Here is a 12,638-nt window from a genome sequence, read left to right as displayed (position 1 = left end):
TTGAACGTCGAGGGCGAAGCTACATTTGTTCAATATGCTGCTGCCGACGAGCTTGCGGTTAACAGCGGCAAGTCTGCTGCTATCCTCGGCGCCGAGTGGAATTCGGCCCAGGCCGATATATTCGCCCGGTTCAAGGCTGGCGAGATTGGTCGATCGCAAGCCGTTGAGGAAATGGCGACGCTATTCACGGACAAGCAGCCGAGCGCTGCGGACGGAACGTACGGGGAGTTTTATGGCCGGTACGCTGATGAGCGATACGACCACTACGCGTCCACGGGTTCCCATCTCCCGGCTGAAACTCGCCGTCCCGCACCAGCAAACAAGGGCCAATCCGCTCCGAACAACGGACCGCTCACCCGAGATGGCGTCAGAGCGACCCCGCTTGACCAGGTGCCAGATCTCGTCATGGGCGATTTCCAGCCGACCCAGATTCCCTGGCTTAAGCGCGAGCAGGTGGCCAAGCTGACGGAACAGCAGTTCCGCGACATGGATCAGGCCGGCTTGCTGCCCTATCTGACCAAGAGCCAACTGCGCGGCATCCCGAAGGCAAAGATAGGTCAGGTCAACATCGCGGGTCTCGACGGGAAACAGATTCCTTGGCTGACCGAGGGCCATTTCCGGAATGTGACCGACCAGCAGTTCCGGGATGTCGGCAAAGCCGGTTTGACGCCTCACCTGACGAAACCACAGTTGCGGGTGATAAAAGGAGACAAGATCGAGCTCGTTGATGTGTCGAAGTTGGAAGCGCGCCAGGTTCCATGGTTCAAGCCCGGCCAGGTTGCGAAGTTCACGTCACAGCAATTCAAGGATCTGGGCGAGGCCGGATTGCTGAAGAACCTCACCGAGCCACAGGTTCCGGCGATCCCCGAAACCATGGTCGATTCCGTGGACGTGGCGAAGCTCGATCCCAAGCAGGTGCCGTGGCTGAGCGAGAAGCAGATTCCGGTGCTGAACCGCGATCATTGGGGTGCCTTCACGATCCACCACACCGAAGCCCTGACCCAGCCGCAGATCGAAGCGGTGACACCAAAACAGTTCGGGGAAATGAGCCCCGGCCAGTTCCGCAAGTTCACGCTTGAGCAGTTCGAGTGGATGAGTGGGGATCAGACGAACGCCCTCTCCGTGCTGCAGCTGACCACTTATCGGGCGACCCATAAAAAGGCGATGACGCCGGATCAGGCCACCAGCGTTGATCTGGCCCTCAGCCATGCCAGGACGCGGGAAAACACTCAGGCACTCGCCACCTTTGGCGGCATGTCGACCACCTCCATCATGTTGTGGAGTTCGCTGCCGCCAACCTGGACCGCCACCGCCGGAGCGGTGGCATTTGGCGTGCGAGGCGTCGTTTTCGGTGCGCAGGCGCTCTTCCCCAACGCAACCGCAAGTCACAAGCCGTTCGGGCGCTTCCTCAACGCGCTCGGCGGAGCCACATTCATTGCCGCAGCGCCAGGTGCCGCGACCGGGATGATCCAAGGTAAGGATCTTGTCGTCAACAGCACGTTCACGCTCGGCAACATCGTCTATGGCACGAAGTCGATGCTGCAGTCGTTCACCGCCAGACCGGTGATCCGAAACCTGGCCGAATATCTGGCTGGACCCGGCTATGTGCTTGGCTGCGCCTTCTATACGGTGCACTCCTGGCCGGCGCCGATCGCCACAGTCGCCGGCACCATGTTCACCTTCGGCTGCGCGGAATTCTGGGCGTCGGCTATAAGGACGGACCGGATGAATCGCCGTTCAGTACCGCGAACCGATGCTGATATCGCGGCGGCGGAAAAGTCCGACAAAAAATGGGCTGCATGGGACCGGTGGACTCTGGGCATCACCTTCGGCGTTGGGATGCTTCTTTTCTCACTGGACGCCCTGCTCGCAGAGCCTTGGGAGGGCGCGAAGACGACTCCTCCACCCGATCCGAAAAAACCGGATGGCGATGCATCGTCCCAGCAACCCGATGATCCTTCGGATGTCCCGGATGAGCCGCAAACCCCGCCGGAGGATTTCCCGCAACTTGTCGTGGTCGCCGATGACGGTCTGAATTTGCGGGCCCAGCCTGACGAGGATTCGACTGTAGCGACGGTTCTGCAACCCGGGACATTCGTCGAGCAGACCGCAAAGCCTTCGACCGATCAGTCAGGAGAGAGCTGGATACCCGTCGAAGGTTTTGGGCCGGACGGCGACATCCATAGCGGCTGGGTTTCCGGCGATCATGTCGAGGCTCATCCCGAGGGCAGCAGCAATCCTGAGGGCCGCACGAATCCAACGTTGGAGAAAGACGGCTACCAGTGGGTCGAAGTCCAGAATGGCGACAGCATTCGCCTGATCGCCAAGACCCATTCTGCGGATGTGGCGGAGACGGTGGTGCTCAATATGGATCATATCCTGAGCCCGGATGTGATCTTCTCAGGCGACCGCATCTACCTGCCGGCCACTTTCGTCGGCTGAGAAACCGCGGGCCTAAGCTTATCGGTTCTCGCAGCATATGCGTGCGCAACACAGGCGGCCAGCTTTGCCGCCCGCTCCGCAATCGGATTGGATGGTTCGGAGGAGTAGGAGGCGGTAAACTGCAGGTCGGACGGGTGCCATTCGCATTCGACGACGCGCAGTTTACCGCTTGCGATATAGTCTTGGACGACTCCCTCAGGCAGGGAGGCTATTCCAATTCCGTTGAGCGTCATCTTGATGGAAGCGGCCAGCGAATTGGCCGGAAAGATGCGCGGCGTTTCTTCGAATTCGCCGGTGAGCTTGCGGTAAAGTTCGCTATAGGGTCGCGTGGTGCGCGCGTAGCTGATGATTGGAAACTGCATCAGGTCAGGTCGTTGAGCGTCACCTTGCGTCGGTTGGGCAATTCCAATTGCGGCGAGCAGACCCAAACAAGAGGAAACGACGGCATATCGATATTCTCGATGCTGTACTCCAAGACAGGGCCCATCAGCACCGCAAGATCGAGCCGGTGCGACATGAGTTCGTTGCGAAGGGTCGTCGTTGCATCGACGACGATATCGGTCTCGACAAGCGGATAATTTGCTTTCAGCGCCTTGAGGAAATCCGGCAGCCAAGTGTGCACGATCGTTTCGGCAACCCCAAGCCTCAACACCCTCGTCGTATCTGAAGTCTCTGAAAGAGAGCTGGCCATCAGTTGCAGCCGCTCCGCTACGCGCAAAACTCGTTGGGCAGGTGGTAGCAGCCGTTGTCCCTCGGCGGTCAGCCTGACCGTGCTGCTCTGCCGCTCGAACAGCTTGGCACCAAGCGCTTCCTCCAAACCGGCAATTCGGGTGGACACCGCCGGCTGCGTGGTGTTCAGGCGTTCCGCCGCCTTTCGAAAGCTTCCAAAGGTGGCCACCAGGAGAAAGGTTTCGAGCTGCTTGATGTTGAAAGGTATCACGACGGCAGGTCACTCATTTGCGGGCTTTCGGGGAGGGTGCGACGAACCATCAATGCCGTACAATGATCTGGGCACCGATCTTCACTCGGTCATAAAGATCGATGACATCCTCGTTGGTCATGCGAATGCACCCGGAGGAGTTGGCCCGTCCGACGGTCCATGGCTGGTTGGTGCCGTGGACGCGATAAAGGGTGTTACCGATATACAATGCGCGCGCGCCCAATGGATTGTTCGGTCCCCCCTCGACATGCGCGGGCAGGAAGCGGCCTTTTGATGCTTCTCTGGATCGCATTTCGGCCGGCGGCCGCCAATCTGGCCAGTTCTTTTTGCTCGAAATCGTGGCGCGGCCGGACCACTCCAATCCCTCTTTTCCAACGCCCACCGTGTATCGCAGTGCCCTGCCGTTCCCCAGGATGTAGTAAAGCCGCCGCTCCGTGGTGTTGATCACGATCGATCCCTTCGGTTGAGCCTCGCTGAAATGCACGATCTCCCTAGGGATTGCCGACCACTCGGGCCGGATTTCTCCATCCGAAGTCTGGTCGGGAGCGGCAGGGGAGACCAGCACATTTCTTGCCGGATCGTAAGTCCAGCTTCGTGGGTCATAATCGCTATTCGATTGGGCCTGGGCTGGCGCCATGGCGGCAATCGATGTGGCAGCTATCAGAACTGATGCGCACAATCTCCGGATAAGGCGCGGGCTGACCAGGACTTTGCGTCCCGCAACGCTGACGGGAACAGGCAAGTTCGCAAGCCGGATCATGATTGCCGCCACCAAGAACGATCCCTTCTGCCTCCAGGCGTTCAGCCGGCGATCACCTGATTCCAGCGCGCACCATATCGCTTTGCTGACGGTTCGCAACATTTGGCACCAAATGCTCGTGCGCAATCCAATTGGACTTCCAATTCTGCGATGCGCACGATAGAGTGAATCGGCGGATCAACCATGAAACAAGCGACGCGGGCCATCGCTCGTGCGTCCCTTTGCGATAGGACCGATTTTGACGGGACGCGATACCTGCCATGCGGATCGGTGCTCGGGAGCCAGGGCTGCTTTCTTTGCTTGCGGTCTTTCGACGATCCTGGCGTTCGGCCTTGCCTCGTCGCAGGCCAACGCCGCCGAACCGCGCTGGCCTGCCGGTCCGTACAGCTATATCACCGTCGATCAGTCGGTGGCCGACGCGCTGGTCGAGCTAGGCCGCAACATGCGGACGCCCATGCGTATCAGCAAACTCGTCAAGGGGCGTCTAAGCGCCGGCATGCCGGTTGGAACGGCCCGCGAGTTTCTGCAAGAGATCTGCAATCGATATGGGTTGGTCTGGCATTTCGACGGTATCGTCATGAACGTCGCGACCGAAGCTGAAGTCCGGACGGAAATGATCCCGCTCGATGCCAATATGGCTGCCAGTGCGGAAGATCGGCTTTCGCGGCTCGGGGTCATCGACCCGAAGTTTCCTATAAAGGTGTCCAAGCAAGACGATGTTGTCTCGGTATCGGGGCCGCCGTCCTACGTTGAACTTGTCAGGAAAACGCTGGGAGTTCCTGCGGCGCCGAGCACGAAGCAGGATGATGGCAAAGTTGTTCCGGTCCGCGTTTTCCGCGGAAGGCAGGCGGAGGCGCAGAATGTTCCCTCCGGCAAACCGAACTAAGGAAGCAGGAGGGCAGGTTCATGCAAATCGCGCCGATTGGAGCCCTGGAAGCTACACTGGCAAACTCGACCACCAGCATAGCTTCGCAGCAGCAGATCACCGCCGGCCCGGCAGCGCAGCCGGGTAACCGAATGGTGGGTGCCAATCAGGAAAAGCACGATGCCGCAAAGGTTACGATGCCTGAACGCGGTGATGTCGCCACACGGGCAGGCCAGCAGGTGGCGCAGGCATCTTCAGGAGCCAGTCCTGCAATGGCCGGACAATCCTCCAAACTGGAAAGGACCGAACCGGTCGCCGAACACAAGCTGTTCGACTATCTGGCCGAGGTGGAAAAGTCAGGGAGCGAGGCGTTTGAGGATCCGTCGGCATTGTTCGGTTCTGCGGTTCAGTCGCTGGAAGGAACCATGCAGCAGGTCCAGAAGGCCCTTGGCCAGGCAAATGCCCCAGCGAATGCTGAAACGGCCGCCATGCAGGACGGCGCCGGCAAGGCCGCCCCATCAGCCAAGGAAGGCGAAAACGCCACCGCAAAAAATGCTGAGCAACTCCTCGAACGATCCATTTCGGTGATGTGGGCAGCCGCCAATCTCGAGGTGGTCACGAGCAGCGTGACGGCCGTTACGTCGTCCGCCAGCACGCTTATCAAGCAACAGTGAGCGCTACGGAGTGTTCGTGCAAACACTATCCTTGCAGCGGCGGTCAACACTATTGAATCGATGCGGCGTCCGGTGCCGCGTCGCGCTCGTTGTGGCGGCCATGCTTGTGCTCCAGGCGTGCTCGGTTGAGCTGTATTCCGACCTCAACCAGCGGCAGGCCAACGAGATCGTGGCCACGCTGATGCGTCACGGGATTCCGGCCCAACGCGAGGCCGGCAAGGACGGCAAAATGACGGTTTCCGTACAGAAGGACCGTTTCGCCGAAGCGATGGCGATTCTCGACGAAAGCGGATTGCCCAAACAGGAATTCCAGACGCTCGGCGACGTGTTCAAGAGAGACGGGCTTGTATCCTCGCCGGTCGAAGAGCGGGCAACGATGATCTACGGCTTGAGCCAGGAGCTTTCGCAGACGATCTCGGATATCGACGGCGTACTTTCCGCTCGCGTTCATCTCGTATTGCCGGAAAACGATCCCCTAAGACAGCGACTGGTGCCATCGTCAGCTTCCGTCTTCATTCGGCATCGCGCGTCCGTCGCGATGAATGAGCTGATCCCGCAGGTCAAGATGTTGGTGGCAAAGGGTATCGCGGGGCTGACCTATGACAACGTATCCCTCACGCTCATTCCGGTGACCCTGACGGTCCCTGAGCAAGGCATCGGCGAGGCAGGTTTCACAACATTCCTCGGCCTCTGGCTGCATCCCGACAGCGTCGCCGCCGCGATGTGGCTGTTTTACGGCATGACGGCGGCCATACTCGCGCTGGCTGCCCGGCTAGCCTACGTCCAATGGTATAGATGGCCCGGTGTCTATGCGCTCGACGCTTCGGCAATGCCTGTGAAGAAGACATGATCCAGGCCGGCTCGAAGCAGACTGCCAGCCCGGAATGGCGGGCATTCATGTCCAATCCCGCAGGCTATGCTGATGCTGCCCGGCTAGCGGAATGCTTTGACGGCACGATCGGCGAGGCTGCCTGCGAGCGCATGTTGCGGTCGCAACGCCTGCATGAGCGACTATCGCAGCTTCTGCTCGACCATTATGGACTCACTTGCGCAATTTCCGACGAGCCCCCCGACGCGGTGGATCGGGCGATCGCTTTGTCGTCGGGTGAGGAGTTGGAGGAAGTTGCGCTTCGTGCCGGCGCGATCTACTGGGCCGGCAGTCTGGCCGCCGCCATCAATAAACGCCAAGCCGCCGCATTGCAGGCAGCACTCGGCCCGGAAATCTGCGCTTTTGCTGTCGCCAACCGCGATCTGACCGGTCCAATGCAGCCGTTGGAGCCGATGGAAGATATTCATCGTCGTGTCTATGCCGACGGCTTGCGTTGCCTTGGCGCCTGGTGTCAGGCGATGCCCGGCGACACGAGCATGCGAGTTCGCCTCAAGCTGATGCCGCATGAGCTTGTTGACCAGACGACGGCCAAACCATTTTCGGAAGCTGGTCCGGCGATTGTTCGACGGGCGATGAGTTAGACGAGATGGGCGAACCGGGCAAAGCGACCACTGGTGTGCCGAGGCGCCCTAAAGGCCGGATCCTGCGCGCTGCCGAGGCACGCGCCTGGCGAGATGGGCACGCCTTTCTCGACGAAGCCAGGCGTGATGCGCAGCAGTTGCGTGACGCCGCGCGGCGAGCCTATGCGGCCGAATATGCGCAGGGCTACGAAGACGGTAAGGCGCAAGGCGGCGCCGATGCCGCGCGTTTGGTGAGCGAGACCGCGGTTAAGGTAGATCGCTATCTTGGTGGGGTTGAAGCCGAAATCATCAATCTTGCCCTCGATGTCGTTACGCGAGTGCTGGGAGAATTCGACGTCAGCATGGTTGTCGCCAAGGCGGCCAGGCAGGCGGTCGCTGAAATTCGCCGCGCCAAATATCTGAAGGTCCGACTTCATCCCGCTTCCGTTAACAAAGTTCGCGACGAACTGAACGCGGTCCTGCGCGAGAGTGACTTGGGCATGACGGTCGAGATCGATGCGGATGATACGCTCGCGAGGGGCGCCTGCATCCTCTTGACCGATATTGCCGTCATTGACGCCAGCATCGACGCACAGCTCAGTGCCTTTGCCGCTGCGATTTCATCAAAGGCCGAGGCGCCGACATGACAAGTCCCGCCATCGAGATCGAGAGCCGCCTCGCATCGATTGTTCCGAACCTGCGTTCCGGTCTGCGTGACGATGCCAGCCGACCCAGGAAAGGGCGTGTACGGCGAGCGACCAGCACGGTCATTCATGCGACGGTGGAGGAGGTTCGGATCGCCGAGATATGCGAACTCGTCGATCCCAGGACCGGCACGGCGACCAAGGCGGAAGTCGTCGGGCTCATGGACGACATGGCAATCCTTGTTCCGCTTGGCGATCTCACCGGCCTTTCAAGCCTCACGGAGGTTATTGCGACCGGAAAGACCCAAACGGTTTCCGTCGGGCCCGGCCTGCTTGGTCGGGTGATCAACGCGTTCGGCGAGCCATTGGATGGCAAGCCGCTTTCGCCGGGTGGCATTACCGGCAGCTATCCGGTCAATGCCTATCCGCCATCTCCGCTGGAGCGCAGTTTGATTTCCGAGCCTATCCAGCTCGGGATCCGCGCCCTCGATGGGCTTCTCACCTGCGCGCGGGGGCAGCGCGTCGGCATCTTCGGCGAGCCTGGTGTCGGCAAGTCGATCCTGCTTTCGGATATCGTCAGCGGCACGGACGCAGATGTTTCCGTGGTTGCTCTTGTCGGCGAACGCGGACGTGAGGTGCGCGAATTCATCGAGCATCAGCTCGGGCCGGAAGGGCTGGCGCGGGCAATCATCGTCGTCGCGACGTCCGACCGGCCGGCGATCGAGCGCGTCAAGGCCGCCTATGTGGCAACCAGCATTGCCGAATATTTTCGCGACCAGGGCAAGCATGTGTTGCTGGCAATGGACAACATAACGCGGTTTGCCCGTGCGCAGCGCGAGATTGGCCTCGCTTCAGGCGAGCCACCGACGCGTCGCGGTTTTCCGTCTTCGCTTTTTGCAGTTCTGCCCCGATTACTCGAGCGCTCAGGGCCTGGCCGCGTCGGCTCCATTACAAGCCTCTACAGCGTTCTTCTGGAGGGCGATGGCACGCTGGATCCGGTTGCCGAAGAAATCCAGGCGCTTCTCGACGGTCACGTCTTTCTGTCCAACGAACTGGCGCAGCGCAATCATTTCCCGGCCATCGACGTGCTGCGCAGCCGCAGCCGCCTCATGGACACGGTGGTGCCGTCTGAGCACCGGTCGGATGCCGGCCGCTTGCGGGAGCTGCTCGCCCGCTACGCCGACGTCGAATTGCTGCTGCGCGTCGGTGAATACGAGAAAGGCAGTGATGCGGTGGCGGACGAGGCGGTGGCGAAGATCGATACCATCAACACCTTCCTGCGACAGCCGTCCGCTACACACGAGACCATCGAGAGGACACGCGAACGCATGCGGGGGATCGTCAATGAAAGATCGTGACATGATCGCACGATTGCACGACCTCAGGCACCGCGGTGAAAAGCGCGCAAACGAAGCGGTCATAAGGAGATACGCCGCTGCGCAGCGGGCCGCCGGTGAGGTTCAGAAAGCGGCCGCCACGGTCAGCGAACACCTGCAGCGCACAGCCGACGCCGAGGATGCAGCGTTCGGTTCGCTTGTCGGACAACCGGTGAAGGCCACCAGCCTTTATAGGCTTCAGGGACAGTTCGAGATCGCCGCCAGGCAAACCGAGCAGCTCCGGGAAAACGAGAAGATGGCCGGCGTCACCGAGCAACGACGCAAAGCGGAGTTATCGGCAGCCCGCAATGATCATCGCGCGAGCATGAAGGCCGTGACGAAACTGGACGGGCTGCTGGAGCATCTGACCAAACGCACTGCGCGTCACCGCCTCGCACTTGCCGAGCTTTCCGAGGAAGACGAGGGCAGTTCGCTGCGCTTACCTACACAGCGATAGTCCAATCCGTGATCGTGAATATGGAAGTGTGATGCCCCAGGCCTTGGCGTCGGCAAAAAAGAAAGCTCGCGTAGAACCGGTGAGACGCACACGCTCGAGCGTTGGCGAGCCGCTGACTTTGGAATCTGTTGCGGCTGTGGAGGTTCTGGCATTGAACGCCTTCTACCGCCGCCGTGCTCCCGCACAGATTACGATCGCGGGGATAACCATGGCTATCGCGGCCGCCTGGCCGGCACCGAACCCTGGGGACCAGCCGCTGAGCACGATTGCGTTCAGGGTTGGCGACACGGCGGGCAAATTGCGCCTGCCGCTTTCTGTGGTCGAACAAGGGCTTGCCAAGGCTGACGAGCTAGTCGACGTGAAACGACTGGCACCCGCTCACGCCGCACTGCTGATGGAGTCCGTATTCGAAGAAGATCTCGAATGGATCGAGAGCAGGCTGGGCGAGAGGATCGCTATCACCTCGATCGAACCAAGAGACACCGTTTTGGGTAAAAGCGCGTTCGCGTTCGTCCTGAGCAGCAAGGACGAAACCATAGATTGCGCCTTGCACACCGATGGCGTTGGTCTGGCCGTGCGGGCCGGGGCCTTTCTCGACGAGATCGTGAAAGCGAGCCCATCAATTCCTGCCGAATTCCCGTTGCCGGTCTGCCTTTGGCGCAATGCGCTTACAATCAGCCTTGGCGAGCTTCAAAGTCTGCAGCCTGACGATGTGGTGCTTTTCGATGACGAAGAGGAAGAGGCGGCATTCGTCATTGCCGAGCGGCTTTATGCCCCGGCCATCCTGACTGCCAGTGGGCCGCAACTGCTTGCCGCCCCGACTGCAATCGCTGGATCGAAATGGGAGTGGACCATGAATCAGAACACACCGCCGCACGCCGACCAGAAATTGGAAGAGTCAACTCTGGACGAGTTGCCGGTTGCGCTTGCCTTCGAGCTCGGCCGCACGGCAATGCCTCTCGGCGAGGTAAGGCAGCTTGCGCCCGGCGCCATCGTTCCGCTCGCCAATGTGACGAAGGAGACGGTCGACATCATCGCCAACGGCAAACGCGTAGGCCGTGGCGAGATCGTGCGGATTGGGGAGAGCCTGGGCGTGCGGATCGCCCGTATGTTCGACAATGCTTGACAATTCGCCCAATCTGCTTGGGATTCTGATTGCCGTCGGCTTCGTCGGTTTGCTGCCGCTGGCAGTCGTCACCATGACCGGATTCCTGAAAATCTCGGTCGTGCTGTTCCTCATCCGCAATGCGCTCGGCGTCCAGCAGATGCCGCCCAATTTGGTCCTCTACGGCATAGCGCTCGTGCTCACGGTCTATGTCACGACGCCATTGCTGAGCGAGATGACGGGCCGGCTTCAGGAAGGGCAGGTTCAGTTCCAGACTACAGACGACCTCGCCAGGGCGGCGCAACTGGTCAGGGAACCATTACAGCAGCACCTCATCAAATTCACGCAGCCGGAAGAGCGGCAGTTCTTTCTTGACGGAACGAACCGCCTGTGGCCGGAACAGGCACGTCAAAATCTGAAAGACGACGATCTTTCGATACTAGTCCCTGCCTTTGTCGCGTCCGAGCTTACGCGCGCGTTTGAAATCGGCTTTCTGCTCTATCTTCCCTTCCTTATCATCGACATCGTTGTTGCAAACATCCTGATGACGCTCGGCATGATCATGGTCTCGCCGGTCCTCATTTCGATCCCGCTGAAACTGTTCCTTTTCGTCGCCATAGATGGCTGGTCGCGGCTGATGCACGGCCTCATCCTGAGTTACGTCTGACGCCGCTAGGAGGTTTGCATGAGCAATGACTTCATCCTGGCGAAGGTCCAAAGCGCGCTTTTGACAGTGCTGTTCGCGTCGAGCCCGGCGATCATCGCGGCGATGGCCGTCGGCATCCTTGTCGGGCTTGCCCAGGCGCTGACGCAAATTCAGGACCAGTCCCTGCCGCAGACGATTAAGCTCGTCGTGATCCTGCTGGTCATCATCGTCTTCGGCCCGCTGCTTGGCCAGCAGATCGCGGAGCAGGCCTCAACGGCGCTGGACGAATTCCCCGTCGTCACGCGTTGAGGCACGCAGATGCCGGTTGAACCATTCTTCGCGTCGGTCAAAGAGCTTCAGTTCTATCTTTTGGCCGGAGCTTTCGCGCTCGCACGCATGACCGGGTTCATGCTCCTGATGCCGCTCTTTTCGCGCGTGCCGCTATCGGGCCTTTTGCGCAACGGCGTTGCTCTGGCGCTGGCGGTTCCGGTCTTCCCGATGATCGTGAACAAACTGACGAACACTGACATCGAGACGACGATGATCGTCGTGTACATGCTCAAGGAGGTCGTGGTCGGGGTAACGCTCGGGCTGGCGATGGGCATACCGTTCTGGGCGGCCGAGGCTGCCGGCGATATCCTGGACCTACAGCGCGGCTCCACGATGGGGACGCTAATCGATCCGATGATGACCCATGAGACGAGTGCCCCCGGCACCTTGCTCGCCGTTATCATGGTGACGATCTACCTGGCTGCCGGCGGCCTCGAACTTTCTTTGACCAACCTCTACGACAGCTATGGCCTGTGGCCGATCGACCAACTTCTGCCCGTGTTCAGCAAGGATGCGGCCGGAATCTTCCTCGATCTGCTGAACCGCATTCTGATGATGGCATTGACCCTCGTGTTCCCGCTCATCATCAGCATGCTCTTGTCCGACATTGTGCTGGCCTTCTTGGCGCGCGCCTCACCGCACCTCAATGTTTTTGCGCTTTCGCTGATCGTGAAGACGCTGGTGTTTAGCCTCGTCTTTGTACTCTATTCTGCTTTCCTGCTCTTCTACATGGACCGGGACCTTGGCTTCCTGCATGAGGCAGCCCGACAGATAGAAGCGATCGGCTGCCGCAGCTGTCAATGAGAACGGGAAGGTTTGCGCAAGCGTTGGTCGTAAGATGACGCAATCGTTGGCCGGCCAATAAATACAATTTATCGTTGAGGAAAGATTCTGACAATTTGACAAGCAGCCGAGCCGCCAACGATCTTACGCCCTCCCGACTTGTCTCT

15 protein-coding genes are annotated in these 12,638 nt (G+C 60.1%); 12 read left to right on the top strand and 3 right to left on the bottom strand.

Features of this window, described 5'->3' with window-relative positions:
* On the top strand, positions 1–2,442 hold the full coding sequence (locus A9K68_RS24115) for an SH3 domain-containing protein (RefSeq protein ID WP_065006913.1): 2,442 nt from the start codon (positions 1–3) through the stop codon (positions 2,440–2,442).
* Here the strand turns inward: A9K68_RS24115 and A9K68_RS32335 are convergent.
* The 3 genes from A9K68_RS32335 to A9K68_RS24105 all read right to left on the bottom strand — a co-directional run bounded on the left by A9K68_RS32335 (position 2,415) and on the right by A9K68_RS24105 (position 4,154).
* The gene (locus A9K68_RS32335; RefSeq protein WP_281409485.1) at positions 2,415–2,804 is read right to left on the bottom strand and encodes a LysR substrate-binding domain-containing protein; all 390 of its coding nucleotides are present in this window, start codon (positions 2,802–2,804) and stop codon (positions 2,415–2,417) included. The two genes, A9K68_RS24115 and A9K68_RS32335, sit on opposite strands and share 28 nt — an antisense overlap.
* Positions 2,804–3,340 (bottom strand): LysR family transcriptional regulator, encoded by a 537-nt coding sequence (locus A9K68_RS32330; protein ID WP_281409484.1) that lies wholly within the window; start codon positions 3,338–3,340, stop codon positions 2,804–2,806. The genes A9K68_RS32335 and A9K68_RS32330 overlap by 1 nt, the downstream gene beginning before the upstream one ends.
* A 91-nt stretch (positions 3,341–3,431) precedes the next feature.
* Positions 3,432–4,154, bottom strand: a complete 723-nt coding sequence (locus A9K68_RS24105; protein ID WP_246811224.1) for a L,D-transpeptidase — start codon at positions 4,152–4,154, stop codon at positions 3,432–3,434.
* Between the two features lie 397 nt (positions 4,155–4,551).
* Here A9K68_RS24105 and A9K68_RS24100 point away from each other — a divergent pair, with 397 nt between their 5' ends.
* From A9K68_RS24100 to sctT, 11 genes are all read left to right on the top strand, one after another.
* Positions 4,552–5,028 carry a type III secretion protein gene (locus A9K68_RS24100; RefSeq protein ID WP_246811223.1) on the top strand — a complete coding sequence of 159 codons (477 nt, stop codon included), beginning with the start codon at positions 4,552–4,554 and terminating at the stop codon, positions 5,026–5,028.
* A 20-nt stretch (positions 5,029–5,048) separates the two neighbouring features.
* Positions 5,049–5,681: a hypothetical protein gene (locus tag A9K68_RS24095; protein ID WP_065006912.1), complete on the top strand. Its 633-nt coding sequence runs from the start codon at positions 5,049–5,051 to the stop codon at positions 5,679–5,681.
* A gap of 10 nt (positions 5,682–5,691) precedes the next feature.
* Positions 5,692–6,531 (top strand): type III secretion inner membrane ring lipoprotein SctJ, encoded by an 840-nt coding sequence (gene sctJ / locus A9K68_RS24090; RefSeq protein ID WP_246811222.1) that lies wholly within the window; start codon positions 5,692–5,694, stop codon positions 6,529–6,531.
* Positions 6,477–7,151, top strand: a complete 675-nt coding sequence (locus A9K68_RS24085) for a SctK family type III secretion system sorting platform protein (RefSeq protein WP_082982211.1) — start codon at positions 6,477–6,479, stop codon at positions 7,149–7,151. Before sctJ ends, A9K68_RS24085 begins: the two co-directional genes overlap by 55 nt.
* 5 nt (positions 7,152–7,156) lie before the next feature.
* Positions 7,157–7,777, top strand: a complete 621-nt coding sequence (sctL, locus tag A9K68_RS24080; RefSeq protein ID WP_065006910.1) for a type III secretion system stator protein SctL — start codon at positions 7,157–7,159, stop codon at positions 7,775–7,777.
* Positions 7,774–9,132, top strand: a complete 1,359-nt coding sequence (locus A9K68_RS24075) for a FliI/YscN family ATPase (RefSeq protein WP_065006909.1) — start codon at positions 7,774–7,776, stop codon at positions 9,130–9,132. Before sctL ends, A9K68_RS24075 begins: the two co-directional genes overlap by 4 nt.
* Entirely contained in the window at positions 9,119–9,607 is a 489-nt protein-coding gene (locus A9K68_RS24070; RefSeq protein WP_156768215.1) for a YscO family type III secretion system apparatus protein, read from the top strand. Before A9K68_RS24075 ends, A9K68_RS24070 begins: the two co-directional genes overlap by 14 nt.
* A gap of 31 nt (positions 9,608–9,638) precedes the next feature.
* The gene (sctQ, locus tag A9K68_RS24065; RefSeq protein WP_082982210.1) at positions 9,639–10,733 is read left to right on the top strand and encodes a type III secretion system cytoplasmic ring protein SctQ; all 1,095 of its coding nucleotides are present in this window, start codon (positions 9,639–9,641) and stop codon (positions 10,731–10,733) included.
* Complete coding sequence (gene sctR / locus A9K68_RS24060; protein ID WP_065006906.1) at positions 10,726–11,379, top strand: type III secretion system export apparatus subunit SctR; 654 nt, start codon at positions 10,726–10,728, stop codon at positions 11,377–11,379. Before sctQ ends, sctR begins: the two co-directional genes overlap by 8 nt.
* 18 nt (positions 11,380–11,397) lie before the next feature.
* Positions 11,398–11,667 (top strand): flagellar biosynthetic protein FliQ, encoded by a 270-nt coding sequence (locus A9K68_RS24055; protein ID WP_065006905.1) that lies wholly within the window; start codon positions 11,398–11,400, stop codon positions 11,665–11,667.
* 99 nt (positions 11,668–11,766) lie between these two features.
* Entirely contained in the window at positions 11,767–12,492 is a 726-nt protein-coding gene (sctT, locus tag A9K68_RS24050) for a type III secretion system export apparatus subunit SctT (protein ID WP_246811221.1), read from the top strand.
* The last annotated feature ends 146 nt before the right edge of the window (positions 12,493–12,638 follow it).

Source organism: Mesorhizobium sp. AA22 (genome assembly GCF_001672375.2).
In the GTDB taxonomy this organism is placed as follows: Bacteria; Pseudomonadota; Alphaproteobacteria; order Rhizobiales; family Rhizobiaceae; genus Mesorhizobium; species Mesorhizobium wenxiniae.
Note: the sequence above shows the minus strand (reverse complement) of the source record. Positions and strands in the feature narration are given on the sequence as shown.

Excerpts from the sequence above, each read along its gene's own strand:
- A9K68_RS32335 (WP_281409485.1), bottom strand. The coding sequence starts at position 2,804 with ATGCAGTTTCCAATCATCAGCTACGCGCGCACCACGCGACCCTATAGC.
- sctR (WP_065006906.1), top strand. The coding sequence starts at position 10,726 with ATGCTTGACAATTCGCCCAATCTGCTTGGGATTCTGATTGCCGTCGGC.
- A9K68_RS24095 (WP_065006912.1), top strand. The coding sequence starts at position 5,049 with ATGCAAATCGCGCCGATTGGAGCCCTGGAAGCTACACTGGCAAACTCG.
- A9K68_RS24070 (WP_156768215.1), top strand. The coding sequence starts at position 9,119 with ATGAAAGATCGTGACATGATCGCACGATTGCACGACCTCAGGCACCGC.
- A9K68_RS24085 (WP_082982211.1), top strand. The coding sequence starts at position 6,477 with ATGGCCCGGTGTCTATGCGCTCGACGCTTCGGCAATGCCTGTGAAGAA.
- A9K68_RS24055 (WP_065006905.1), top strand. The coding sequence starts at position 11,398 with ATGAGCAATGACTTCATCCTGGCGAAGGTCCAAAGCGCGCTTTTGACA.
- A9K68_RS24075 (WP_065006909.1), top strand. The coding sequence starts at position 7,774 with ATGACAAGTCCCGCCATCGAGATCGAGAGCCGCCTCGCATCGATTGTT.
- sctT (WP_246811221.1), top strand. The coding sequence starts at position 11,767 with ATGCTCCTGATGCCGCTCTTTTCGCGCGTGCCGCTATCGGGCCTTTTG.
- sctL (WP_065006910.1), top strand. The coding sequence starts at position 7,157 with ATGGGCGAACCGGGCAAAGCGACCACTGGTGTGCCGAGGCGCCCTAAA.
- sctQ (WP_082982210.1), top strand. The coding sequence starts at position 9,639 with ATGCCCCAGGCCTTGGCGTCGGCAAAAAAGAAAGCTCGCGTAGAACCG.